We start from the raw sequence: 24,577 nt of genomic DNA, 5'->3' as shown, positions 1-24,577 counted from the left end.
CCTTGCGATCCTCTACCATTGTTTTCTTGCTGATGCCCATTATTCCCTTGAGACCCTCTACCATTGTTTTCTTGCTGATGCCCATTATTCCCTTGAGACCCTCTACCATTATTCTCTTGCTGATTCCCATTATTTCCTTGGGAACCTCTTCCGTTGTTCTCTTGATTATTTCCATTATTTCCTTGAGACCCTCTACCATTATTCCCTTGCTGATTCCCATTATTTCCTTGGGAACCTCTTCCGTTGTTCTCTTGATTATGTCCATTATTTCCTTGAGACCCTCTACCATTATTCTCTTGCTGATTTCGATTATTTCCTTGCTGCGATCCTCTTCCGTTGTTCTCTTGCTGATTTCTATTATTTTCTTTTATTTGCTTCGGTTGTTGTTCCTTAGATTGCTTTTGTTCTATATACTCTCCCTTCTCGTTGCTTTCTTCTTTTACAGAAGATGCGTCAGAAGATGACTTTTGTTGTTCTTGATGAGACGGCGGTGCAGGTGGCGTAAGCGATTTTTCCTTCTCATTCTCTTGTTTTATATAAACGCCTGTTCCAACTCCTGCTTTCTTGGCATCCTCCCGCATTTGCATCGTACTGCTTTGATATTCGACTGTAATATGTTTTATCTCATACTCTTTCTTTAATTCCTGCATAGCCTTTTCCAACTGCGGTTCTAACGACTTGTCCTTTGCAACAGCTGTTAGCATAACTTGCTTATCATTCGTTAAATATTTATCCTCTTGACTTTGCTTTATAATCGTACGTATTACGTCTTGCAATTGTTTATTTTCCCATTGCTTCAATTCTTTTAAAATACGCCTTCCATCATCATTACAAGCCCGCAAATCTATAACACGAAGATCCTTCGTTACGCTCGCCTCTAAACTTGGATTTATATCAACTGAAACGTAAGCAAAAGCTTTTTCTTCCGGTTGGTTGTAGAAAAACAGGAGCACACATAGAAAACAAGCAACAAGTATTGATGCAGGCTTTAAAAAAGGCGGCATTGTAAAACGCGGTGACCTTTGTTCTTCTTCATCAAACGAGATTTCCTCCCCAATCATGTAAGAGTGCGCTTTTCTTTTAAACATAATAAACTCTCCATTTGGAGTTAATACAACTACGTTATGCTTTTTTATATCCATCACAATTCCTTTATTCATCATGCTTTTCCCCTCTTATGTAATCAAGAATATATGTATAGTTGTTTGCAAAGATAATACACATTGCAATAATGTATTTTCTATGTCGCTCCAACGTTTTACGACTTACCCTAACACGTGGTTCAATATGTTTTAGGGGTAATTTTTTCTTTCGGAACAGCTCTTCCATCATTTCAGCTTCTTTTATAATCATCTTTACAATTTCTATTAAGTGCTCACGCGTGTCACGATGCTTAGGAGATTCTTTCGCAAGCTCTGAAAATGTGATTTTAAACTCAGCTAACACACTTTGAAAATGAAGAATTTCTTCCTTACGGTTACTATTTTCCATCTCTTTCATATACTCCGTAAGCGATACTTGCATTTCTAACATTTCCTCTTGCTCATCTTCTTTTAAAAAGACAAAGTTATGCTTAGACTCCTTGCGTATATAGTCAATTACATCTCTTTTTATAAGAAGATCAGCAAACGCTAGAAAAGATTTCCCTTTTTTATATGAATACTGTTCAATTGCTTCGTTAAACGCAAACAGTCCAATACTATATTCATCATCCTGTTCTGTAATATATCGGCGACAGACAGACGATATTGATTTTCTAATAAAAGGCTGATACTGTACGATAAATGCTTCCTTATCTCCTCCGTTGTTTTGTATGTTATATACGATATCTTCTATTTTCGGTTTTCTTAGGATCTTCATTACTAAACTCAACACTAGTAATCTCCCAGCCTCCTTCAAATAACAAAAAGGCCACTAAACAAGTGACCATTTAACCACATTTTGTTAGTACTTTTCATTTGGGTTGTCTTCTTGCTGTTAGTTATATTTTTCGAGTCTAACTTTTTCAACGTTTTCTTAATGATTTTCCTTTTCTCTCGGCACTAAAGTTAAGTTTTTATTTTTATCTACTTTCTTATTTTCTTTCGCTTGTTTTGCTTGCTCTTTTTCTATTTTATCTGCAATCCTTGAATAACTCTTCTCTATATGATTGGTAATTTCATCCTTGTCTTTCGGATGCCCCACTTAATCTAGTAATTTTATTAATACTTCGATATTCTTTCATAGTCATTTTTCTTCTATTTATTTTTTCACTATATATATTCGGAGGAATACATAGTTTTATGGGGGTCAAAAAATATTTTTTTATAAAATATATATTTATTTCAAAAATAAAAAACGTTATTCTTTCTAAACAAGCTAAACTATTAGAAAGAATAACGTTTTTTATTAAGTTGATAGGTATAGTCGGCAGCTCTATAACAAATACATGCTTTTACAATTCGTATTAGTTAAATTAATATTTTATCCGTTGTTGTATTTCTTTAAAACGAGCATGTATAAATTTCTGGATGTCCGTGTGATCCTTATATAAAGTAACCGTATACATGATGGAAGATGCAAGAATCGTAGACCATATTAACCAATCTCCAGCATGAGAAAGAACTTTAATTATTTCACTTGTAAATTGTTCCTGCCCGTCATGAAATGTCGATACGAGGGAATTAAGGTTGAATAATAATAAAATTACAATCCTCCCTAAAAGCATAATAATCCATCCAATAATATACGAATAGCCACCAACACTACATAATTGATTATTATGATGAAAAACTTTTACTCTCTTAACTTGCCAAAAACCAACTATCGCTCCTAATATAAGCAAGCTTATTAATTCAATTGTTATTATAAAGTCCAATTTATTTGGAAGACCCATATAAGTTCTAATGATAGCCATGATTGGTATACCAAGAAGATCAAAACTATCTACTTTCTTTGGGATAAGCTGCCTAATGATCAATACGATAACGACTACAAGAATAATAATAAAAACTTTATTCATGCGATCAATCCCTCTTTTTTCCTTTTAAATAATACTCAATAAGCTGATTTACTTTTTCTTCTGAATATGATTCTGGTGTTTGAAGAACATGAATTACTAGCCCATCGATAAATCCGTACAGTATCTCCAATTCAAACTCTCTATTATACCCTGGTTTGACGTAGCCTAGCTCCATCATTAAATCTAGGATCATTCCCATAAGATACCTCGTATGGTGATCCATTTTCTTCCGAAGTTCAATAAGCTCCGGGGAACTAAAGGATATACCGAGAAATGTAATCCAAACCCTTCCTTCCAACATTTCTTCTTTATTAATAGGAATAATAAACTTCATTAATCTTCTAAGTGCTTCTTCTTTCGTTCCTTTAAATTCATTTGTACGCGTATTTGCCCGTTCTTTCATTCGATTCAACACTAAATTCATCGCATAATGAATTAATTCATTTTTAGACGAAAAATGATGCTGAACAAGCCCGACCGAAATGTTTGCTTCATCAGCGATTTGCTGTATGGAAGCTTTATCAATACCTTTTTCTAATATTACACGCCAAGTAGCAGTGGCGATTTGATTCTTCCTTTGTATGTGATCAACTATTTTAGGCATTCATATCCTCCTCCCTTTTTATAATATGATCGTATTATAAAAAAAGTACCTAAAACAATATGATCATATTGTTTTAGGTTTTATAGTGCTATCAAGCAATGCAAAATAAAATTCCCCTAAAATAAAAAAAGACGGCATTTCTGCCGTTACATTAAAAAAAATCTTCAAATTTTTTAGATACTCTTACTGTCTACGTTCAAAAGCAAGACGTACAGCAAGCCCCGTCAAGACACTTGCCATAAGCCAACGCTGCACTCGTAGCCACGTTGGGCGTGTGCCAAACCATTTTGCAATTTTACTTGCTGTAAATACGATTAAAAGGTTAACTATAAAACTAACAGTGATTTGCGTAAGGCCTAAAACTGCACCTTGAAGAAGCAACGATCCCTTCTCAGGATCTTCAAATTGAGGTAAAAGTGACACATACAAAATAGCAATCTTTGGATTTAGAAGATTAGTCATAAGTCCCCTCAAAAATAATTTCCGTGGTGGCTCATTAGGAATCGTACGAGGTGCCATAATAGATGTAGCACCCGGTTTAATCGAATTCCAAGCTAGCCAGAGTAAGTAAGCAGCACCTGCCCATTTTACTGCTTCATAGACAGCAGGAACAGCAAGGAATAGAACTGTAAGTCCAAACATAGTTGCGATTATATAAATGACAAATCCGAGCATGATGCCCAATAAAGAAATAAATCCTGCCATACGTCCCTGCGTAATGGAACGGGAAATGAGATAAATCATATTAGGCCCAGGTGAACAAACCATGCTAAGCGAAACAATTGCAAAAGCTATCAAAGTACTCCAGCTGACCATAAACCTTCCCCCTTATCAAGTTCTTCTAAATAATTTTCACGGAAATTTCTTTAAATCATTTTATTACATCCTATCCTTGTAAATCTAATTATTTGAATGTAAAATTATAAATAAGTTTTAACATTTTGAATCGAGGTGAAAACCATGAGAAGTTTTAGCTCATTAATGATCTCTACTGTCTGTTCAGTACTTCTTATAATTTGGAATGTCTATTCCTTCTATAACGGATTCACAACAGGGCGCACATACTACTGGATTAATGGCATCGCAGCTGTTATCTTCCTTTTATTCTTTATCCTCAACATGCGCGATTTTAAAAAGAAAAACTACAGAACCTCATGACAATAGGAGTTGATACATATGTGGAAAAGAATTAAGAATTATAGATTGAGCTTAAAAGATTTAAAGTTCATGTTATGGTTGTTCGGTATAACTTGCTTTATATACAGCTACAATTTCATTATAGGATTAGCTTTTGACCACAAATTTCAAGTCTATTATTTAGGTGGTGCTATAGCTACATACGCTGCATTTATGGATACTAAAAATAGGATTAAAAATAAAATTTATAAGACAGCGTAATGTAAAAGGAATCCTTTATGGTTTCCTTTTTTCTATGTAAAATAAAAAGAAGCGGATTCGCTACTTTTATTTGTTCCAATCTTTAAAATCGGTATATTTACTATAAGCTGTTTCGGTTGCATTTCCGTGCCAACGATTCTTAGCGTTTTCTCTTTTATCTTTCACATTAAGTTCGCTTATATATTCATTTTCACTTAGCCATTCTGGATTATCATGAGCGTATTTCTTGTTGAACATCCTTGCTTTAACGTTTTGAATCCTTCACCAAAAGGTATTCAATTCCATCTTTATGTCCAACAACTATATAGATTTCATTTCGTCCGCCTAATGTCTCAAAATAAGGTTCAGTACCACGTTTTATTTTCTTCACATCAACATCCCCTTTCAATTCGCCTAAAATTTATTATACAAAATAAAAATAGCTACTTTTGAAAAGTTTCACATTTTATTTTAAATTAAATGCAATGTAACGAAATACAACTCTCATACATCGCTGTTTTTTCGTTTATTGAGTCCGTTTGTTTTGTACAAAAAAAAGCACCTAAATAGGCGCTTTTTACCGAATCATCTTTTTCTATATCTTTTTCTTCTGCTTCTTTTTACTTCCTTCATTTCTTCTTGCATAGCTAATTTTTCAAGGTATAAACGTACTAGCTTATAATCACTATCTTTTCGCTGCTTTTCTTTCTCTTCTTTTTCTGTCTGCTCTCTTCTCTTTTCCTGCTCTTTCTGTTCTTTCTCTTTCTGCTCTCTTCTCTTTTCTTCTTGCTCTTTTTTCTGTTCTTTCTCTTCAATACATATGTCAACCAGTTTACTAAAAAAAATAATCTTACTATGCTTCTTTTTCCCAGGTCTCAATACGAAAAGAATAAAAGTTATGATTGTAAAAATCCAGAAACCTGTTACGGTAAATCCACTAACCTGCATAGAATTAGTAGATCCATTAATCATCTTTGCATTAACGAAAAATCCAGTTGCAAGTACAGAAAATAAAACCGTAACAGCTGGTAGAATCATTGAATCCATTTTAAGTGGATCATGGTACTCAGATAAACTTTCTATTCTTGCTTTCACATACTTTAAATCCTTTTTTTCTAACTCCATTAATTTATCCTTATTAGATAAACTATCAGTATCATTAGAAAACTCCTTGGTATGTACATAACTATCCACGATAAATTCAACAAATTTCTTATCTTTTTTATAAAGCAGATTTTTTTTAAAATCCTTTTGGTCCTGTTGTGTAAATTTAGACACTAGCATTCACCCTCAATTTCGATATTTAAAATTAATCAAAAGTAATACTATCTTTTTATCTAAATTTTAAAGTAACATTCAAAAAATGAATAGCAAAATCTTCACTATTACTCTATTCTCGTATCTAAAGTTAGAGAAAAGTAACCTTTTTTAATAATTTCCTTTATCTCACTTATGAATCTAGTAAAAAAATACTAAACTCAATAAGAAACTCAAAAGCCACGACACTCAGGCATCGCGGTTGGATATATAAATTCCATTTTTATCATACGGTTTCTGCCTACTCCATCCATTCCGACCGAGTAACGTTTTGATGCAAGGGCTATGATCATCAGTTATGAGCGCATAGATACGTTATGCTCTTATCAAAGAACAAGTAACTGTAGGAATATCGTATCGTCGATTCCAATGTAAAATGGCACCCTAAAAGTTCCATTCTTATGTCATACTAAGCGCTTTTGCAAATCGTAAAACACCAGATTTCCTTTTTCTATAATACTTTCCTCTTTTCATCCCAAGCACTATATAGATGCATTCATCATTTAACTCTTTACGATTCAAATACTTCATTTTAAGTATTTGTTGCTCATCTTCATCCAAAGCTTCTTCAAATGCTGCTTGCTCTTCTATATTTTAAAATTTCACTTTTAACACGCGGTATTCTTGTAACTCTTCTATCACGAAAGGCCGTATTTCCTTTTCATTTACATGCCTAGAAGGTTGATTCATACGATACGGTTCCCTTCCGTTCAATCTACTTAATTGAATGGTTTTCCCTATTCTTGACTATACTATATTTATGCATCTAGATTGTCACCTTTAGAACGAGCAGTTAACTTTTGCTAGCTGCTCTTTTATTTACGAAAAAATAAAATTCTTTATAATGATTTTTCTTTATTTCTCAATATAAAGAGCCTTGGATTTTCGCTATCAATCCTGTACTATATGAACAAAGAGTAAGGTAAGAATTACTCTTTGCCACTTTAGGAAAGGTTCTGCTGGAGACAACGGGGCTTTTTTTCGCAAAAGGATTATTTTGTTAATTTCCTTGTAAATTATTTTCTTCTATCTCTTGGCTTTCTTCTCTTATTTGACCAATTAATGAAACTACTGAGCCAACCGCTTGGACCCAACTCCCCGTAATTACTATAAGCTGTCCATCCTCATCATCACCTTCAAAAATCCCCTCCACTTTCCCCCGACTAGCTTTCCATTCATCTATCCCGCCTATTGCCTGCAATGAATTACCCGTTGCTTGTAACAGATTCCCGACAATATTATACGATTCATCTATATTTGAACTATCCTCTATTTCCTCACCTATTGCTGTAACACCACCTAATGCCTGTACCCAGTTCCCTGCAATCACAAATTTTTTTTGGATTTCATCTTCAAAATCTATAATGAGTCCTGTTAGAACCGTTACATTACCAATTGATTGGATTCCGTGACCAATAAATTCAAGGGATACTTCTCGTTGCCCATCAGCTTCCAGACCATTCCCCGTCGCCTGTAATACATTGCCCCATATGCTCAAGTCTTTTCTTATTTCGCTGTTCAATCTGTTTAAAGGTGTACTCCCAATCGCAGCAATAATTGTCCCTACTGCAACAAACCAAGCTCCAACTATCTCCTTAATTGGATCATCCATTCTCAACCTACTCCATCATTAATTTATTACTTATAGAATATGAAATTGCACATATCCAGGTTAATATCCTACTTCTCTCATCACCCGAATCAAACTTAATATTCCGCAAATAGTATAACAAGGCTTAAAAAAATCTACTTAAATTCTTCCCACTCTAACTCTCTTGGTCGAAAGTCGAGCAGTTAGCTTTTGCTAGTGCTAGCTGTTCTTTGATTTGTAACCCAGTTAGACAAGCTTTCATATAATGTAGTCATTCCTTTCTTCTGAATTAAGCTCGTCACTTGAGTTATAAAAATAGGATTTATAAAAAGGTGATTGTGGAAACAATCGCCTTTTTATTAATGACAAAATGAAATTTTTATATTAATGGTCCCACCAATAAAGCACGAATTTTGTACACTAATGAAAGAAATTTGACTGCTACAGTAATTAACATTTAAAGTTTAATTACAGCGTTAATTTATTTATCTTCTACGACTTTTAGTTGTGCCCTTATGCTAGGAGAAATCCTAGCTTTTTTTGTTCACCCCAACATAATCTTGCAGTAATGTCCTTTTACCAGAATGTAGCGTGTAGCTGACTATAAATATTATGTTCATAGGAAAAAGGCCAACAATCCAAGATTGTTAACCTCTACTTTCCATATTCGTACCTTTTATCACTTTATTTCCTAACAACTGGAATCCACATTTCACCAAATACTAAACCGTTTCTTTGCCCCATCGCTACTGTTGTATTTGGCCCGCCAACATAAGCAAAATCCGTTGCTTCTCGTAAAGCCTGACCGAATGCGATGCCAGTCAACTTATTACTTAACTCTTCAGCCGTTTTGTCTTCCCCTTTCACTACTAAGTATTCTCCCTTTGGAAACTGGATCACTCTAGATTCTTCTTCTATTTGTGCTTCTGTCATGACACCAGCATAATACATCATCTTGTTATTCACCGCTTCGCTCACGGAAAAAATGTAATCATTTGTAGCTAAAGATTTTAAAGTATCCAGCCTTCCATCTTCTTTAACAGCTGACCAAAAGTCTTCCTTTTCTTTATTTATTCCCGCAAAGTCTGTGTATTCGCTCTTAATTTCAGTTCCAATACCTAACACGATAAAGCTATCTTTTTCTTCAATCGTATAATTTTTCATTTTCAAAACCTTCCTCTTGTTTTAAATTAATCAAACGATTTATCTTTTCATCTGATGAGTTTATAATATCTTTAAATCATGTCAAAAAATGATACTGTTTAGGAGACTCAAATGAAAAAAGTTGAACGGATTAATACCATCATGCGATATATCAACAACCGCTCCCATTTTACAATTTCTGAAATCATACAAGAATTTAACATCTCACGTTCGACAGCTGTTAGAGACATTAGAGAAATTGAAGCTATGGGTATGCCACTTGTAGCTGAAGTCGGAAGAGCTGGGGGATATTTTGTCATGCATAATTCTATCCTGCCTGTTGTTCGCTTTACTGATAATGAAGTGAAAGCTCTTTTTATTGCCTTTATGGCTACAAGAAATCAACAACTTCCCTATCTAAAGAGTCGTCAATCTTTAGCCGAAAAACTATTAGGACTCATTTCAGAAACCCAGCAAGATGATCTCGTTCTTTTAAATCAACTCTTGCTTTTTGAAGGGACTAACCCTCATAATCCCGATCTACTTGAGCTTTCTGACCTCCCCCACCCTATGTTAGAAAAACTCATCCTAATCCTTCTTTTGGATAGACATTTATTGATTACAACCAAAGAAAAGAAAGAAATTAAGTCTTATTCCATTTATCTATTACACCTTTATCAAGAAAAAAGCCATTGGATTATTGAAGGGTTTGACTTAAAAGAAGAAAAGAAAATAATGTTTCCTGTCGATGACCTCATCAATATCGAACCGTACACGACGAAAAAAAGGTTAAATAAGAAAAAGATTTTAGAAAAACTCAGTAAGAAGGACAAAGAAATTAACCTTGTACTTGAACTTGGTCCAAAAGCGATTGTCCAGTTCAAAAAATACCATCCTTTCAAAGTTTCAATATCTTATACAAATCCTTACCAATCTACAGCCATTTTAAAAACATTTATCGATATTAACAATCCCGACGAACTGTCAGAGATAATAAACTGGCTGCTTTTCCTAGGGAAGGATATTACAATTAGAGAAATACCCGATGAAGTATTAAAAGATTTACAAGAGCGATTATGTTTATATTCCCCATAAGCAGTAATCGGTTAAACCTCACAATATTGAGTTTGATTCGTTACCAGTTGTCCCATATTTTCTACCATGAGTGCGCAACAAATAATAAAAGCACGGAAAATATTCCCGTGCTTTTTCTAAAACATATATAATTTCGGATGACTTAATTCACTTACCCTAACTGACGTTTAAATGCTTTACTTGCGAAAAAGTAAGAGATAATCATGATCCCTACGCACCAAGCGAGTGCAATCCAAATATCGTTGCCAACAGTTCCTTCATATAATAGAGCACGAATTGCATTCACGATTGAAGTTACAGGCTGATTCTCAGCAAACGCACGAATAATTTTTGGCATCGTTTCGGTAGGTACAAAGGCCGAACTAATAAATGGAAGAAAAACGAGTGGGTACGAGTAAGCAGTCGCCCCTTCCATAGACTTTGCTTTCAGCCCTGGAATAATAGCCAACCATGTTAGCGATAACGTAAACATTCCTAGTATCCCAGCTACTGCAAGCCAATCTAGAATATTAGCACTGGAACGAAAGCCCATTAAGAGCGCAACAAGAATAACCACCACGATAGTAAGTACATTAGCAACAAGAGATGTTAATACGTGAGCCCACAATATCGATGAGCGCTTAATAGGCATCGTAATGAAACGTGCCATCAGCCCACTCTTTACATCCGTAAATAGTCGCACGGAAGTGTAAGCTACACCGGATGCGATAGCCATTAGCAAAATTCCCGGCAATAAATAATTAACGTAGTTTTCCGTTCCTGTTTTTATTGCGCCGCCAAACACGTAGACAAATAATAGCATCATCATAATCGGTGTTATCGCTACCGTAATAATTGTATCCGGACTGCGCATAATGTTACGCATTAAGCGCCCTAGTAATACCCCTGTTTTGCTTTTCATTTACATCTCCTCCTTTTTACCGATAATCGCAAGGAAAATCTCTTCCAATGTCGGCTGCTTCTCTATATACTCTACTTTTGCTGGTGGGAACATCTCTTTTAGTTCAGCAAGAGTACCTGTCGTAATAATTTTCCCGCCATGCAAAATAGCGATACGGTCTGCCAATTGTTCTGCTTCCTCCAAGTACTGAGTCGTAAGCAAGATCGTTGTACCGCTACCGGCAAGTTCCTTGACTGTATCCCACACTTCGATTCGCGCTTCCGGATCAAGTCCAGTCGTTGGTTCGTCAAGAAAAATAACTGCTGGCGCCCCAATCAAACTCATCGCGATATCAAGCCGGCGCTTCATCCCGCCTGAATACTGATCTGCCCTTTGGTTTGCCGCATCAGTCAGGCTAAATCGTGCAAGTAGATTGTCAGCAACTTGAGCGGGATTGGAAACACCACGTAACCTAGCGATCATTATCAAGTTTTCCCTTCCAGTCAGCATGCCGTCTAAAGCTGCGAACTGTCCTGTCAAACTGATGCTTTGACGGACATAATCTGGTTGACGCTGGACATCAAATCCGCAAATACTTACTTCACCATCATCTTGTTTCATTAGCGTCGAAAGGATGTTGACCATTGTCGTCTTTCCCGCTCCATTTGAGCCTAGCAGCGCGAAAATGGAGCCACGCTGCACCTCAAAATCCACCCCTTTTAAAACTTCCTTGTCTTTAAAAGATTTTTTTAACCCTTTTACAGAAATTGCTGTATTGCTCATACTTTTTCCCCCTTATAAAAATTGATTACCTACACCCTCTATTTAGTACCACTGATAATCTGTATTACTTAGTACTGGTTTAAAAATATAACTGAATAGCGATGGCGGCAGTTCACATTTGTAACCAGCTAATCAGTCGGTATTACTTATTGCATTTATTTTTTTCTCAATTTCTTCATAATACTTTCATTCAAATCCTCACGATACTTAGAGACATACGTTTTAGCGTTTGCCACTAGTTCGTCAGCAAAGGATGCCACATCTTCCCCAGTAATGTCTAGCACTTGTCTGCCTTCAGCTGCACCAGCTTCAAACAAATCGATTAATTCATATTGTATGTGCAGCATATCCATTCCATTACCCGCTGAGAAATTCCACATGTAGTTTTGAATTTTTTTAAACACAAACTGATAGTCCTCTGGCAGTGCTCCAACACGTGCCATCATCATTTTATACTCTTTTTTATCACCAATTAATTTTTTGAACATTTCCAACATCTTATTTTCCTCCTTTTTTATAAAGCAGAACAAGAAACTCTCCAAATATGAGCCGGAACATTTTATATTATGAGGCTAGTTTGACTTCAAGACGTTAATTTTTGAAGATACAAAATCCCATTTTTTCCAAAACAATTCAAGCTCCTGACGGCCATCCTCATTTAATGAATAAAACTTACGAGGCGGTCCCATATCTGATGGTTTCTTTTCAATATTCACAAGCTTTTTCTTTTCTAATCTTACGAGGATGGTATAAACCGTTCCTTCTACTACTTCGGTAAACCCAAGATCATTCAGGTGACGGGTAATCTCATAGCCATACGTTTCACGGCGGCTAATGATTTCCAGCACACACCCTTCCAGTGAACCTTTCAGCATTTCAGTTAAATTTTCCATATTATGATCCTCCTTTACCCCCTATTCTGTCTGACTTATATTCAGTATTACAGAGTACTAAGGCGAATTTTTACTGAATAGCTTTTGAGTAAAACTATACTATTCAGTATTACTTATTACAACTACATTGTATGACTAAGTAGTGGTAGATGTCAACTCATTTTCAAATTTTTTCTAAAATCCGCTATTACCTATTGTTTACTGAAAATATTTTGAGAAACAACACTACTCAGTATCACCTACTACAACTACATTGTATGACTGAGTAGTCGTAAATGTCAACTCGATTTTTATATTTTTCTAAAATCAACTATTACCTATTAGATACAGCCGATTTTCTTTTGGAAGAAATTTCGCCACATACCTATCCCGCTAAGAAAAAAATACCCCAAAACAAATATTCTACATTTTTGTTTTGGGGCGCTATAGGCTAGCTCTTCTTATTAATAAAGACAGAATTATTCTTTTGTTACGATAACATCATATCCATATCTTCCGCTGCAGTTGTAATGAGTTTTAAACCGAATGTTTCTTGTAATACATCAAGCACGCCAGGTGAAATAAATTCAGGCGCCTTTGGACCGATACGAATATCTTGAATTCCAAGACTAAATAGCCCAAGTAAAATAGCAACCGCTTTTTGTTCAAACCATGATAAGACAATACTTACTGGCAATTCATTCACTTCACATTGGAAAGCATCTGCTAAAGCGGCCGCTATTTTCACTGTAGAAATGGAATTATTGCATTGTCCTAAATCAATGTAACGCGGAATCTCCGTACCAGGTACAACACCATAACTCACATCATTAAAACGGAATTTCCCGCAAGAAGTTGTTAAAATAACCGTTTCTGGCGGAAGCGACGTTGCTAATTCACGATAATATTCTCCGCCTTTTCCCGGAGCATCACAACCTGCGATGACAAAGAAACGCTTAATCTTTCCTTCTTTTACTGCATTAATAATTTCCGGAGCTAATGATAATACTGTATTATGATGAAACCCTGTTACTAACTGCTCATCCGACTCCATATGTACTTCTGGAAGTTCAAGCGCTTTTTGAATCAATGGTGCAAAATCATCATTTTCAATTTTTTGTACACCCTCTAAACCGGCAATATCATATGAAAAGAATCGATCAGAGTATGACCCTTTAATTGGCATAACACAGTTCGTTGTTGCTAATATAGCACCTGTAAATTTTTCGAAAAGACGTCGTTGATCATACCATGCCTTACCGATGTTTCCTTTTAAATGTTTATATTTTTTCAGCTGCGGATAACCGTGTGCTGGTAACATTTCAGAATGCGTATAAATATTAATTTCTTTTCCTTCTGTTTGCTTTAATAACTCTTCTAACGCAAATAAATTATGACCAGTAACTACAATTGCTTTACCTTCTACATGGTTTTGTGTAATTTGAACGGGCTCTGGAACACCAAAGTGATTCGTATGCGCCTCATCTAACAACTCCATTACTCGTAAAGCCGATTTCCCTACTTTCATAGCCATATCAATATGTTCTTGTTCATTAAAGTTGGAATTTGTTAATGTCATATACAGTGCTTCTTGCGTCGTAGCATCTACAAATGCATCCGTATACCCTAGCTGAGCAGCATGCGTACGATAAGCTGCAATTCCTTTTAGCCCAAACACAATCGTATCTTGTAAACTTGCTATTGTTTCATTTTTACCGCAAACACCTATTACTTTACATCCGCCTGTTGGCGTTTGTTCACATTGATAACAAAACATGATCATCCCACCCTCTCCCAATCATTCCTTACAAATCAAGCATAATACCCATTAGGAAAAAAGGATGTGATATCAATCACAATAATATATAAAAATTTGTGACAGTTCATATTGTTGACATAATATTTTTATTGACTCTAAAAACATTACTGAAAAATGCACATCTTTGTTGGTACTTTCAAATAGCTAGTTAATAGATTTAGAGAACTATTAACTAGCTATTTTTGATTAAAGATTCTATGGGAAAGTTCTTTATTTACAATACATTTACATTATCTTAACATTGTTTACATTATTTATATGATATATTTATATAGAAAATACTTAAGAAATTTCATTTACATTGTTATCTTTATAATCTCTGATCTGATTGATAAGAGATTATGTTATATTTTCATACCAGGGGTGAATGAGGATGACTGAAACTTTAAAAACACTTATAATGCTCGATATTACTTACGTTGTTATAGCAATTATGACGGTACTGGTATTTGTATACTTGGAATTAAAATCTCAGTAACGTATGCAGGCATAATTGATAGCTTCGCATTTAAATATAGCTAGAAGAAAGCGAGGAGAAAATTGTTTCTCCTCGCTTTTATATTCCCATAATTTCTTATTTCAACAAATCCAATGTATGTAAAAGTAACCCTCTGTCCCTTACTTCTCCATGACCAGGCACTACTGCATTTATGTTCCCATATCGCTTCAGCACATTTTCAATCGATGTAGACCATTCATTTACATAGGCATCAGCGACATTCCCTAAATTTTTAGCTTCCGCAGATTTCACTAAACAACCTCCAGCTAAAATGTTATATTGCGGTAACCATACAACGATATTATCTTCTGTATGTCCTTTCCCTGGATAAAACGTTTCTACTTTCATATTTCCAAACTTCAAATTCGTAATAGTTTGTAAATCTCCAAGTGGTTCTTCATATCCATTTTTCTTTGCTAGTTCCGCAGTCAATGCTGTACTATGCGCTTTAATGCCTCTTTCTTTCAACGTTTTTATTCCGCCAATTCGATCAGCGTGCGCATGTGTAATAATAACATCCGTTACGCGCTTCTTAAATTTCTTTTCTACCATCTCTATTAATTCCTTCGTTAACTTATCATCCCAAGAAGAATCGACAAGTACTAACCCTTTAGAAGTAGTAAGAACTAGACCGTTCGAAGGAACTGCTTCCCCGTTAAAATAACCTAACTCCGTATGAACCCATACATTTTTGTTTAACTGAGAAATTGAAATGGTTCCTGTCTCATTTTTTATTACGTTTTGCTCTAGCTTTTGTTCCGCTTTCACAGAAGAAATTACACTAACAAATTGAGTTGTTCCTAGTAAACTAACACATACCCCTAATTTTAATAATGTATTCTTTTTCATTTTCTCCACCCTTTCTTTCAAACGAAATAGTTATTACCTATATTAGACAATTCATCTCAAATGTTTGTTCCATCTTTTTTTTACATATTTTTCATACCATTAATAAAAAGCGCACAAAATTTTGTGCGCTTTAAAACTTAACCTTTTATTCCATAATTCTCAAACTCTTCCTCATTCCCATAAAATAAATTCAAATCAATATACTTTTCTTTTCCATTATAACCATTTAATCTCCCGCGATTCGTGTATTGCCAAAACGTCCATTTTCTCTCATCTGATAAACTTGGTTTTGTAAAGACACTACGAATCCATATATCACATTGGGGATACGCATCCTTTATATACAGATCATATGCCTCTTGAGTTGCATACAATATTACTTTCTTGCTGTAATGTTTTTCTAGCATTTCAACCATGACCGACAACTCTTTCGCAACATCTTCACGCTTAGGCGGATTATCTTTTTTATTAGCGTAAAACTCAACATCAATTACGGGTGGCAATGCTTGTTTATATTTTGGAACAGTTCGTATATATTGCTCTGCTTGAGTTTCGCCTTTACTTTCAAAACTAAAAAAATGATACGCTCCGATGCGCATACCTGTCTTATTCGCATTCGTCCAATTTTTCGAAAAGTACTTATCCACAAACGCGCTTCCTTCAGTAGCCTTTATAAACGCAAACTTCATATTTTGCTTTTCCAACTCTCTCCAATCTATATCTCCTTGATATGACGCAACATCTACACCTTTTATTTCATACTTATCCGCACTTATTTGATTCGGAATAAATATGCCTTGAAATACTAAGTAGGCGAAAACACTCATTACACTAATTAAGGTAAAGACTCCTCCTATAATAAGCTTCTTTTTCATTCGTATCCCCCATCTTTACACATTAATATTCCACTTACCATTCACGTTTTTTATTAATCATCATTTTTTCTTCAAATGCCTTATCTAAATCAATTTCTAACTTATTTGCTAAATCACATACATTCCAAATTACATCAAACATTTCTAAACCAATCTCTCTTTTCGAATCTTGTATTTTATCACGCTTTAATATCACTTCCGCTAATTCACCCAATTCCGCCATCGTATACATCGTACGCTCTTCAATGGTTGTATCTTTAAATCCTTTTTCTTTACTGAAATTTGATACATATCTCTGGAATTCCACAATATTCATACTTAATCTCCCTTCATGATAAATACTCCGTTTTTCTATTACACTTAAAATCTATTTTGTTAAATTATAACATTCATACTATAATTTATTTACAGCCCTTTAACGGAGGTGTTTTCAATGACTCTCTTCGCGTATCCATCATTATTCATACTAGCAATCATTTCATTTGCACTAGCCTATTTCATCGGAGTTAAACAATACACTTGGCTCTTATCAGGATTCAATGAACGCCGTGTGCCAGATAAAGGTAAGTTATCAAAAATAGTTGGTCTTTATAATTTAACTGCTGGTATTATCGCCACAATTGGTAGTGTCTTCACTACTCCTAATGTCAAAATCTTATTTCCTATCATTATAATTGGCCACGTTATAATCGCTGCTTATGTAAATACACGTATGGTACAATGAAAAAAGACCATCCAATCGGATGATCTTTTTTATAATTTATCGACATATTGCTTCGCTTCTAGTAAAGAAAACCCAAAAGCCTCTCTTACTCTCTTAACTGCTGTAACTGTTTTACCTTCTTCCGTAAGCTGACGCAACTCTTTATTAATTTCAGGTTCTCTATCTACAATTCCCATTTCTTTCGAAATTAGCTGTAATCTATCTTCCATCCTCTTTAAACGGGCATCATTTTTCTTTTCGATTCTATTTAATTTTTCAGCAATATAAATAAATCCAAAGACTGCTATCGGTATGATCACCCAAAATTCCATGACTATTCCTCCTCATTAGCTTTCATTTGTTTTATTTCACTAACTTATGTAAATTTTACCACAGGACACATTTAATGTATAATAGTAATATACAACACTGTTGATAAAACCTTTTATTTTAGGGGGGCACTTCATGAAAAGATTTTTAAATACGCTACTACAATTTGTAGTTCTTTCAATGGCACTACATTTATTATTTGATATCGTTGGCTGGCTTGTTTTCAATGCGCCAATTCAAAACAAAGAAATCATTATCTCTTTACTAACAACCTCATGGCTTATGTACATGTACCGAGATAAATTTTTTAAAGCATTCACTTCGAATTAACTAAAAGAACTTCATCGATAAAAGATGAAGTTTTTTCTTTTTCTCTCATTCTATCTATTTACTACGGTATAATAGAACTAACATTCTGTCTTTTCAAAGAAAGGAGTCACTATGAAATTAAAAAGTAACGATATATACGAGAAAATGAACCAATATTCTGTTGCAGGTTTAAGCCTTGCCGTTATACGTGATGGCAAACTAGACGAAGCGATTGCCTTTGGAATGCTTGAATCTGGAACAACTAGAACTGTCACTACGGATTCCATATTCAATTCTTGTTCAATTAGTAAATTTATCACTGCAATGCTCGTACTAACGTTATCAGATCAAGAAATCGTACATTTAGATGAAGACGTAAATGATAGACTCACATCTTGGAACATCCCTACCAATCTATTTACTTCACAAAAAAAGGTCACATTGCGAAACTTGTTATGTCACCAATCTGGAATCATTGATCCTCCTTTATCTACTTGCACAAGGGCAACCAAACATGTCTGAACTCCTTGCCGGTAAAACATCATATTGTCCCGTACCGATAGAAATAGCTTATAAACCAGAAAGCGAATTTCACTACTCTGATGCAAACTTTTGTATTATCGAACTACTACTTGAAGATATAACTGGAAAACCATTCACCCTTTTACTTGAAGAATATATCTTTCAGCCACTCCAGCTAAAGAATAGTACGGTATTCTCTCCTGAAGATATAAATAAAATGGAGCCCTTTGCTTGCGGGCATAATAAAGATGGCACCATTACAAATGAGAAGTATCCATTTTATCCATTCGCAGCTGCTTCAGGCATTTGGACAACACCCACTGACTTATCAACTTTAGTAATTGAAATCATTCATTCCTTACAAGGAAAGGGCAAACTAAAACTTTCTCAAATAACAGTACAAGATATGATTTCTCCTCAAGGTTGCTCAAAATGGACTGGACTAGGTGTTTTTCTAGATGATTCTAACGAAGACTTACAAATGTATTCACTTGGCTGGGGCGTGGGATTTCAATGTATGATGGTATGCTATCCATACCGAGGTAATGGTGCCGTTATAATGACGAACGCCGACTTAGGTGTTCATCAAATGGAAGGGATTATTGGTGACGTTTTTAAAACGTTATCCTTATAATGAAAAGAAAGAAGCTGTTCCTTCCAGCTTCTTTCTTTATATTACATTTTTCGCAACAATTTTTATATGTTCTGGTGCGATAATCTCCGTTATACTTTCTTGGAAATCTTCCCGCAACAATTCTTCAATATGTTCTAGCTGCACTTCAACATGTGTGCATTCTAAATTATGTATATTTAATAGTGCATAATGATCTTTTTTCTTAATTACTAAATATTGATTTTCCTCTGTTACAAGTACCGATCCTAATCGGACTCCTAGTAGGCGTTGATCATCAAACTTCACAATCATTTCCCCCTTCCTTAATCCAAAACACGATTACTATGTAATAAAATAACATTTTATGTAATCTATTCTTTATAAACTATATCACAATTTATTAAAATATAAATATCATATTTCCTTTTACTAAAAATCCCTATTCTTTTATATATTTCGATACAAAAAACTTTCTCAACATAAAATTAGAATTTTCAGTTTTTATTCTCATGAAAATCTATTATAATAAAGTTAATAAATGTTTGACCTCTCCTAATTCATGTACATATGGATGATCAGTAGTTGCTGCTACTGATCTATTTTTTTGCTCCATATCTCTAAGAGTAGTTCATTATTTTATTCGCCAAGCCATTCACTCACCAGTTCAATCTAATAGAGGTTTAGTAATGCTAATACTAAACCTTTTCCTCATAAAATATAATTCTATTTGAAAACGGATCAATCACAGTTAATTCCATTGTATCCCACGGTGTGCTCTCTATATCAGGTTTTGAATAAGCATAATCTTTACTTGATAAAATAGCATAATAACTTTTTAAATCCTCTATTTTCACCCGAATCGCACCGCCTGGCGAAGCATCACCATGATGTTCTGATAAATGTATTACAGCATCATGTAACGAAATTTGCATATATAATGGCATATGCTCCTCATACCGATGTTCCCAATCCAGTTTAAATCCTAAAAAATCTATGTAAAATAGCTTTGCTTTTTCAATATCAAAAATTCTAAATATAGGTGTAATCATTTATAATCTCCTCCTATTTATAAACATCTGCCGCCAGTTCCCTCAAAACATCCACATTTACTACTTCAAAGCAACCATTATTTTTCTTTATAATCTCTTTATCACAAAAAATATTTAATGTACGTAATAGGTGCCGATAACTAGTTCCTAACAATTCAGCTGTTTCCGTTAAATTCCCACTAAATACAATTCGATTTCCGTGCTGCACCGCTCGTTCCCCTGCTGCTAACATATAACTCGCAAGTCTATTTTCAAGTGGATATAATAAATTAATTGTACTATTTTTTGAAAGTCGGTTTAATTTATGTGCTAACGATCCACAAATACACCGTAAAAATTTCGCATCATGAAATAGTTGATTTCTCACTTTCCCTAAAGGCAAACCAACACAATATGAATCTGCCATTACTTGTACGTTTGAAGCAGTCTTTTGAGAATGAATTAACTCCACATCTCCTAACAGCTGCAAACTATCATAAAAGCATAGTAATACAGATTTCCCGTTACTTAATGTATTAAACGCTTTCGCTTTTCCCTCAACGAAGAAAAATAAATAATCTATCTCTTCATTTTCTCTACAAATAAACTCATTCTTTTTAAAAAATATTAATTCCATATACGGCTTCATATCATTAGTAAAAAATGCGTCAATATTATTTTGTTTCATATACTCTGCTAATTTAATAGAATTACATACTTTCTTCATAGTCCCCCACCTTTACAACTACTCCCCATTGTAATCAAAATTTTCTTCTTCCACTATGACATATGTCATAGTAATAGACAATTTCAGCATGATACAGTCATTACAAATATGAAATATAAAGGGGATATTACATTGTATAACTTTCTTTCTGTCTTTATTGGTGTGCTTATTGCCATTATGCTCCCATTGAATGGGATTTTATCTGAGTTAATTGGCAAGTATACCGCAAGCGTTGTCATTCACCTTGTCGGTTTAATTGCAGTTATTTTCGTTTTAATCATAAACAAAAATAAAATCCATTTTAATAAAGGGATTCCACTTTTCTTATATAGCGCTGGTGCGATTGGTGTATTCACTGTTCTTTTTAATAATATAAGTTTCTCCGTCCTTGGTGCCTCCATTACAATCGCATTAAGTTTATTCGGTCAATCCATTGCTTCCATCGTTATTGATCATTTTGGCTTATTAGGAATGAAAGTTTCAAAGTTTGAAAAGAAAAAACTAATTGGATTATGTTTCATCTCTTCTGGAATTATAATCATGACAATTTATTAATGGGGGCAAAAAAATGTTATATATTACTATCGCTATTTTAGCTGGTGTTTCTATCGTTGTTGCTAGAATTATTAATGCGAATTTAGCAGCGAAGATTGGAAATTGGGAAGGCACGTTTTTTAATTATATTACTGGATTATTTTTCTCTATGTTATTTTTACTTTTCAGTTCAGATTCATTGTATATTCCAATGCATACATTACAATCTATTCCTATCGCTGTTTACTTAGGCGGATTAGTAGGCGTTATCGTCATCTCATTATCGAACTATATCACTCCTAAAATATCAGCATTTTATTTAACGTTACTCATCTTTATTGGACAGTTATTTGCGGGGACTATCATTGATTTCATTTTGTCACACGAACTCTCAATGGGCAAAGTTGTCGGTGGCATTTTCGTATTAATTGGGCTCACTTACAATTTACTCGTAGATCGTCCGATAAAAACTGTGAAGCATAACCAAGTTCAACTATAATACTTTACGCTTACCTATCATATATTAATAGAAACGCTCTTCATACGAAGTAATAGAGAGGAGAATATTCTATTAAAAAAATCATTTTACTGCTTTGTAGCACATTGATTATTTTTGGTATCTTATGGTTTTTCAACTCAGAAAAATCTATTCAAGACTTCTATACAGCAAATAAGCCAAAGAAGAAAGCTACTATCATTTCAACTCAAAGAGACCCAAATGAGCCCCCTGTCTTTTTAGGAAAACAGGAAATAAAAGATATTCATGTCGAGTCAATTAAAACAAAAAAGGATATCTTTCTCACAAAAACAGATGAATTAAAAACGTTTATTAACAGTATGGATACCGCCAAAAAAGGCAAATTAACATTAGATGAAGAAGGATCAGATTTAATAGATTGTGATATGTGGATTACTTTCGAGGATGGAACTTATAAAAAATATTTCATATGGGTAGTTGATCATCACAGTAGTGAAGTGATGATTGCTCAGCAAGATACTCCCGATGATGTAAACCTTACGTACTATCAATTAAATGAAGATAGTTCAAAAAAAGTTTATAACTTATTCAAAAAAATTATTTAAACGAAAAAGTCATGAGCTCATTCGCCCGTGACTTTTTGCACTATATATATTCCGGGAACACTTTACATCCCTTTTCCTGTTCTATATCATGTCCAAAGAAAACAATCGGCTTCTCTTTTATCACAACTTCTTTTAAACGTTTAATTGAAGATAAAGCTAATTCTGGATCAAATCCAGCAAACGGCACTTCCTCTTCAAAATTCTCTTTCGTATAAGATGCATCAATCGTTAATAATACAGAACCGGATTTTTCCGTCTCAATTAATAGCGATTGATGCCCTGGAGTATGGCCTGGTGTATGCAATAATTGAACTCCTGGTACGACTTCATAATCACCTTCAATGATTTTGTAGTTTAAATTCGGCAATATACATTCTTTCAAATATTCTTCGCTATGCTGCGCCGCCTCATATTCAGCACGCTGTACAATGATTGGTGTATTTATAAAAGCGCCATTTCCTCCTGCATGATCAAAATGCAAGTGAGAACTAATAATATAAAGAAGGTCTTCCGGCTCATAACCAACCCGTTTTAAAATATTCACGATTCTATCTTCTTCAGTCATTTTCGGTAAAACCTGCCCTTCGACAAATGTACCGTTAAAAAGCCCTTCATTATTAACCGCACTTTCTGGCATACCTGTATCTACTAAGATAGGCCCCTCTTCCGTCTCCAAAAGATAACACCATACAGGTAAGTTCAATAGATTCCCCGGTGTGAGCGTACTATTAACAGAAGAATGATCTAACATACAACGACCTGCTGGGATGAAATAAAGCTTCTTTACTGTCATTATGTATCCACCTCTACATTTAATTTGAGATAAAGTAACACAGTAAAAAATTCTGCTTTTTAGAAGCAAACTCCTTCCACACTTTCATACCAGCATAAATAAAAAAGAATGTTCTTTTTTACATAATGGCATTTCACCATCTATAATAAAAGAGAAAATGACTCTTACTTTAATGGAGGGAATAGAAATGAAAGCAATTGGTTTACATGAATACTTACCTATTGAAGAAGAAAACAGTTTAATTGATATTGAAGTTGAAAGACCTGTTGCTACAGGAAGAGATATACTCGTTAAAATTAACGCTATTTCCGTTAACCCAGTTGATACTAAAGTTCGCTCTCCGAAAGATAAAAAAGAAGATGTAGCAAAAATACTCGGCTGGGATGCTAGTGGTGTAGTCGTACAAACAGGCGAAGGTTGTACGTTATTTAAAGAAGGCGACGAAGTGTTTTACGCTGGAAGCATTACGAGACAAGGTACATATAGTGAATATCATTTAGTTGATGAAAGAATCGTTGGTAGAAAACCAAAAACGTTAAGTGATGCTGAATCTGCAGCACTTCCTTTAACAGCTATTACGGCTTGGGAAGGTTTATTCGAACGTTTAGGTATTGATTATAATAAGAAAGATACAAATACATTTAAAAACATTTTAATTATCGGTGGAGCTGGTGGTGTAGGTTCAATTGCAATTCAATTAGCAAAATGGGCTGGATTAAATGTAATCACAACTGCATCCCGCAATGAAACGATACACTGGGTTGAAAAATTCGGTGCCGATTATATTATTAACCATCACCAACCTTTACAAGATCAAATATTAGAATTCGGGATAAAAGATGTAGATTATATTTTCTGCTTAAACAATACAGATCAACATTGGCAAGCAATATGTGACCTCATTAAACCACAAGGAAAAATTTGCTCTATCGTAGAAAATGAGCACCCTCTTGAAATGGGGATTTTAAAAAGTAAAAGTGCTACACTCGTTTGGGAGTTTATGTTCACAAAAGCGATGTATGAAACTGGCGATATGATTACGCAGCACGAACTATTAAATAAAGTAAGCGAACTATTAGATGAAGGTATTTTAAAGACTACTTTAAATGAAACATTCACACCAATTAATGCTGAAAACGTAAAGAAAGTACATGCACTACTTGAAAGTGGGCGTACCATTGGGAAAATCGTTTTAGAGAAATTTTAATAACAAAAAGTCCGATTTCCATA

General features: G+C 34.4%; 33 protein-coding genes and 1 pseudogene. 10 read left to right on the top strand and 24 right to left on the bottom strand.

What is annotated here, in order from left to right:
• The 6 genes from ACXY7N_RS11055 to ACXY7N_RS11030 all read right to left on the bottom strand — a co-directional run.
• The coding region (locus tag ACXY7N_RS11055; RefSeq protein WP_488592401.1) for an anti-sigma factor domain-containing protein at window positions 1–1,160 on the bottom strand (1,160 nt) is incomplete at its 3' end.
• The gene (sigI, locus tag ACXY7N_RS11050; RefSeq protein ID WP_016086973.1) at window positions 1,153–1,875 is read right to left on the bottom strand and encodes an RNA polymerase sigma factor SigI; all 723 of its coding nucleotides are present in this window, start codon (window positions 1,873–1,875) and stop codon (window positions 1,153–1,155) included. The genes ACXY7N_RS11055 and sigI, both read right to left, overlap by 8 nt.
• Window positions 1,876–2,016: 141 nt before the next feature.
• On the bottom strand, window positions 2,017–2,184 hold the full coding sequence (locus tag ACXY7N_RS11045; protein WP_170959992.1) for a hypothetical protein: 168 nt from the start codon (window positions 2,182–2,184) through the stop codon (window positions 2,017–2,019).
• A gap of 271 nt (window positions 2,185–2,455) precedes the next feature.
• Complete coding sequence (locus ACXY7N_RS11040) at window positions 2,456–3,001, bottom strand: hypothetical protein (RefSeq protein WP_088084031.1); 546 nt, start codon at window positions 2,999–3,001, stop codon at window positions 2,456–2,458.
• A gap of 4 nt (window positions 3,002–3,005) precedes the next feature.
• On the bottom strand, window positions 3,006–3,605 hold the full coding sequence (locus tag ACXY7N_RS11035; RefSeq protein ID WP_098486117.1) for a TetR/AcrR family transcriptional regulator: 600 nt from the start codon (window positions 3,603–3,605) through the stop codon (window positions 3,006–3,008).
• A 183-nt stretch (window positions 3,606–3,788) separates the two neighbouring features.
• Window positions 3,789–4,421 carry a LysE family translocator gene (locus ACXY7N_RS11030; protein ID WP_088084033.1) on the bottom strand — a complete coding sequence of 211 codons (633 nt, stop codon included), beginning with the start codon at window positions 4,419–4,421 and terminating at the stop codon, window positions 3,789–3,791.
• A 144-nt stretch (window positions 4,422–4,565) separates the two neighbouring features.
• Here ACXY7N_RS11030 and ACXY7N_RS11025 point away from each other — a divergent pair, with 144 nt between their 5' ends.
• Window positions 4,566–4,763: a hypothetical protein gene (locus ACXY7N_RS11025; protein WP_082181434.1), complete on the top strand. Its 198-nt coding sequence runs from the start codon at window positions 4,566–4,568 to the stop codon at window positions 4,761–4,763.
• Between the two features lie 18 nt (window positions 4,764–4,781).
• On the top strand, window positions 4,782–5,003 hold the full coding sequence (locus ACXY7N_RS11020) for a hypothetical protein (RefSeq protein ID WP_016135043.1): 222 nt from the start codon (window positions 4,782–4,784) through the stop codon (window positions 5,001–5,003).
• Window positions 5,004–5,069: 66 nt separating this feature from the next.
• Here the strand turns inward: ACXY7N_RS11020 and ACXY7N_RS11015 are convergent, their stop codons facing one another.
• From ACXY7N_RS11015 to ACXY7N_RS10995, 5 genes are all read right to left on the bottom strand, one after another.
• Window positions 5,070–5,240, bottom strand: coding sequence for a hypothetical protein (locus tag ACXY7N_RS11015; RefSeq protein WP_223272450.1), 171 nt, complete (start codon window positions 5,238–5,240; stop codon window positions 5,070–5,072).
• Window positions 5,241–5,247: 7 nt separating this feature from the next.
• The gene (locus ACXY7N_RS11010; RefSeq protein WP_255290063.1) at window positions 5,248–5,373 is read right to left on the bottom strand and encodes a hypothetical protein; all 126 of its coding nucleotides are present in this window, start codon (window positions 5,371–5,373) and stop codon (window positions 5,248–5,250) included.
• A gap of 194 nt (window positions 5,374–5,567) precedes the next feature.
• Window positions 5,568–6,260: a hypothetical protein gene (locus tag ACXY7N_RS11005; protein ID WP_016135044.1), complete on the bottom strand. Its 693-nt coding sequence runs from the start codon at window positions 6,258–6,260 to the stop codon at window positions 5,568–5,570.
• Window positions 6,261–7,299: 1,039 nt separating this feature from the next.
• Window positions 7,300–7,911 carry a DUF6944 family repetitive protein gene (locus ACXY7N_RS11000; RefSeq protein WP_016135045.1) on the bottom strand — a complete coding sequence of 204 codons (612 nt, stop codon included), beginning with the start codon at window positions 7,909–7,911 and terminating at the stop codon, window positions 7,300–7,302.
• 663 nt (window positions 7,912–8,574) lie between these two features.
• Window positions 8,575–9,054: a GyrI-like domain-containing protein gene (locus ACXY7N_RS10995; protein WP_098560375.1), complete on the bottom strand. Its 480-nt coding sequence runs from the start codon at window positions 9,052–9,054 to the stop codon at window positions 8,575–8,577.
• A gap of 111 nt (window positions 9,055–9,165) precedes the next feature.
• Between ACXY7N_RS10995 and ACXY7N_RS10990 the strand changes: the two genes are divergently transcribed.
• Window positions 9,166–10,128, top strand: a complete 963-nt coding sequence (locus ACXY7N_RS10990) for a helix-turn-helix transcriptional regulator (RefSeq protein WP_098560374.1) — start codon at window positions 9,166–9,168, stop codon at window positions 10,126–10,128.
• A gap of 151 nt (window positions 10,129–10,279) precedes the next feature.
• Here the strand turns inward: ACXY7N_RS10990 and ACXY7N_RS10985 are convergent, their stop codons facing one another.
• The 8 genes from ACXY7N_RS10985 to ACXY7N_RS10950 form a co-directional block, all read right to left on the bottom strand.
• Window positions 10,280–11,029 (bottom strand): ABC transporter permease, encoded by a 750-nt coding sequence (locus tag ACXY7N_RS10985; RefSeq protein ID WP_098985906.1) that lies wholly within the window; start codon window positions 11,027–11,029, stop codon window positions 10,280–10,282.
• The gene (locus ACXY7N_RS10980; RefSeq protein ID WP_016135047.1) at window positions 11,030–11,791 is read right to left on the bottom strand and encodes an ABC transporter ATP-binding protein; all 762 of its coding nucleotides are present in this window, start codon (window positions 11,789–11,791) and stop codon (window positions 11,030–11,032) included.
• 155 nt (window positions 11,792–11,946) lie between these two features.
• Window positions 11,947–12,288 carry a DUF1048 domain-containing protein gene (locus ACXY7N_RS10975; RefSeq protein ID WP_000891990.1) on the bottom strand — a complete coding sequence of 114 codons (342 nt, stop codon included), beginning with the start codon at window positions 12,286–12,288 and terminating at the stop codon, window positions 11,947–11,949.
• A gap of 75 nt (window positions 12,289–12,363) precedes the next feature.
• A complete protein-coding gene (locus ACXY7N_RS10970) occupies window positions 12,364–12,684 on the bottom strand; it encodes a PadR family transcriptional regulator (protein WP_000429486.1) in 321 nt (106 codons plus the stop codon).
• A 469-nt stretch (window positions 12,685–13,153) separates the two neighbouring features.
• Entirely contained in the window at window positions 13,154–14,440 is a 1,287-nt protein-coding gene (hcp, locus tag ACXY7N_RS10965) for a hydroxylamine reductase (protein ID WP_033660177.1), read from the bottom strand.
• Between the two features lie 616 nt (window positions 14,441–15,056).
• The gene (gene bla2, locus ACXY7N_RS10960; RefSeq protein WP_016135049.1) at window positions 15,057–15,830 is read right to left on the bottom strand and encodes a BcII family subclass B1 metallo-beta-lactamase; all 774 of its coding nucleotides are present in this window, start codon (window positions 15,828–15,830) and stop codon (window positions 15,057–15,059) included.
• 137 nt (window positions 15,831–15,967) lie between these two features.
• Entirely contained in the window at window positions 15,968–16,705 is a 738-nt protein-coding gene (locus tag ACXY7N_RS10955; RefSeq protein ID WP_098985905.1) for a glycoside hydrolase family 25 protein, read from the bottom strand.
• Between the two features lie 34 nt (window positions 16,706–16,739).
• Window positions 16,740–17,021: a MazG nucleotide pyrophosphohydrolase domain-containing protein gene (locus ACXY7N_RS10950; RefSeq protein WP_001028127.1), complete on the bottom strand. Its 282-nt coding sequence runs from the start codon at window positions 17,019–17,021 to the stop codon at window positions 16,740–16,742.
• Window positions 17,022–17,138: 117 nt separating this feature from the next.
• Here ACXY7N_RS10950 and ACXY7N_RS10945 point away from each other — a divergent pair, with 117 nt between their 5' ends.
• Window positions 17,139–17,429 (top strand): DUF3784 domain-containing protein, encoded by a 291-nt coding sequence (locus tag ACXY7N_RS10945; RefSeq protein ID WP_098486115.1) that lies wholly within the window; start codon window positions 17,139–17,141, stop codon window positions 17,427–17,429.
• A gap of 29 nt (window positions 17,430–17,458) precedes the next feature.
• On the opposite strand, the gene ACXY7N_RS10940 is transcribed toward ACXY7N_RS10945, so the two are convergent.
• Complete coding sequence (locus tag ACXY7N_RS10940; RefSeq protein WP_016086961.1) at window positions 17,459–17,740, bottom strand: hypothetical protein; 282 nt, start codon at window positions 17,738–17,740, stop codon at window positions 17,459–17,461.
• A 133-nt stretch (window positions 17,741–17,873) separates the two neighbouring features.
• On the opposite strand from ACXY7N_RS10940, the gene ACXY7N_RS10935 reads away from it, so the two are divergent.
• Window positions 17,874–18,068 (top strand): hypothetical protein, encoded by a 195-nt coding sequence (locus ACXY7N_RS10935; protein WP_000819667.1) that lies wholly within the window; start codon window positions 17,874–17,876, stop codon window positions 18,066–18,068.
• A gap of 111 nt (window positions 18,069–18,179) precedes the next feature.
• A pseudogene (locus tag ACXY7N_RS10930) lies at window positions 18,180–19,203 on the top strand (serine hydrolase domain-containing protein).
• A gap of 36 nt (window positions 19,204–19,239) precedes the next feature.
• Here ACXY7N_RS10930 and ACXY7N_RS10925 read toward each other — a convergent pair.
• The 3 genes from ACXY7N_RS10925 to ACXY7N_RS10915 form a co-directional block, all read right to left on the bottom strand.
• On the bottom strand, window positions 19,240–19,488 hold the full coding sequence (locus tag ACXY7N_RS10925; RefSeq protein ID WP_000666944.1) for a hypothetical protein: 249 nt from the start codon (window positions 19,486–19,488) through the stop codon (window positions 19,240–19,242).
• Window positions 19,489–19,877: 389 nt separating this feature from the next.
• A complete protein-coding gene (locus ACXY7N_RS10920; RefSeq protein WP_088084038.1) occupies window positions 19,878–20,231 on the bottom strand; it encodes a glyoxalase superfamily protein in 354 nt (117 codons plus the stop codon).
• 13 nt (window positions 20,232–20,244) lie between these two features.
• Entirely contained in the window at window positions 20,245–20,937 is a 693-nt protein-coding gene (locus ACXY7N_RS10915; RefSeq protein WP_000754838.1) for a cyclic nucleotide-binding domain-containing protein, read from the bottom strand.
• Between the two features lie 108 nt (window positions 20,938–21,045).
• Here ACXY7N_RS10915 and ACXY7N_RS10910 point away from each other — a divergent pair, with 108 nt between their 5' ends.
• The 3 genes from ACXY7N_RS10910 to ACXY7N_RS10900 all read left to right on the top strand — a co-directional run bounded on the left by ACXY7N_RS10910 (window position 21,046) and on the right by ACXY7N_RS10900 (window position 22,554).
• On the top strand, window positions 21,046–21,492 hold the full coding sequence (locus ACXY7N_RS10910; protein ID WP_002107980.1) for a DMT family transporter: 447 nt from the start codon (window positions 21,046–21,048) through the stop codon (window positions 21,490–21,492).
• Between the two features lie 13 nt (window positions 21,493–21,505).
• Window positions 21,506–21,970 (top strand): DMT family transporter, encoded by a 465-nt coding sequence (locus ACXY7N_RS10905; protein WP_000965808.1) that lies wholly within the window; start codon window positions 21,506–21,508, stop codon window positions 21,968–21,970.
• An 89-nt stretch (window positions 21,971–22,059) separates the two neighbouring features.
• The gene (locus tag ACXY7N_RS10900; RefSeq protein WP_116349029.1) at window positions 22,060–22,554 is read left to right on the top strand and encodes a hypothetical protein; all 495 of its coding nucleotides are present in this window, start codon (window positions 22,060–22,062) and stop codon (window positions 22,552–22,554) included.
• A gap of 40 nt (window positions 22,555–22,594) precedes the next feature.
• Here the strand turns inward: ACXY7N_RS10900 and aiiA are convergent, their stop codons facing one another.
• Window positions 22,595–23,347, bottom strand: coding sequence for a quorum-quenching N-acyl homoserine lactonase AiiA (aiiA, locus tag ACXY7N_RS10895; RefSeq protein ID WP_098985904.1), 753 nt, complete (start codon window positions 23,345–23,347; stop codon window positions 22,595–22,597).
• Between the two features lie 187 nt (window positions 23,348–23,534).
• Here aiiA and ACXY7N_RS10890 point away from each other — a divergent pair, with 187 nt between their 5' ends.
• A complete protein-coding gene (locus ACXY7N_RS10890; RefSeq protein ID WP_098985903.1) occupies window positions 23,535–24,554 on the top strand; it encodes a zinc-binding alcohol dehydrogenase family protein in 1,020 nt (339 codons plus the stop codon).
• The last annotated feature ends 23 nt before the right edge of the window (window positions 24,555–24,577 follow it).

This window comes from Bacillus sp. 5w2, from assembly GCF_054353775.1.
The sequence above is the reverse complement of the archived record's forward strand: the minus strand, read 5'-3'. Positions and strand labels throughout refer to the sequence as shown.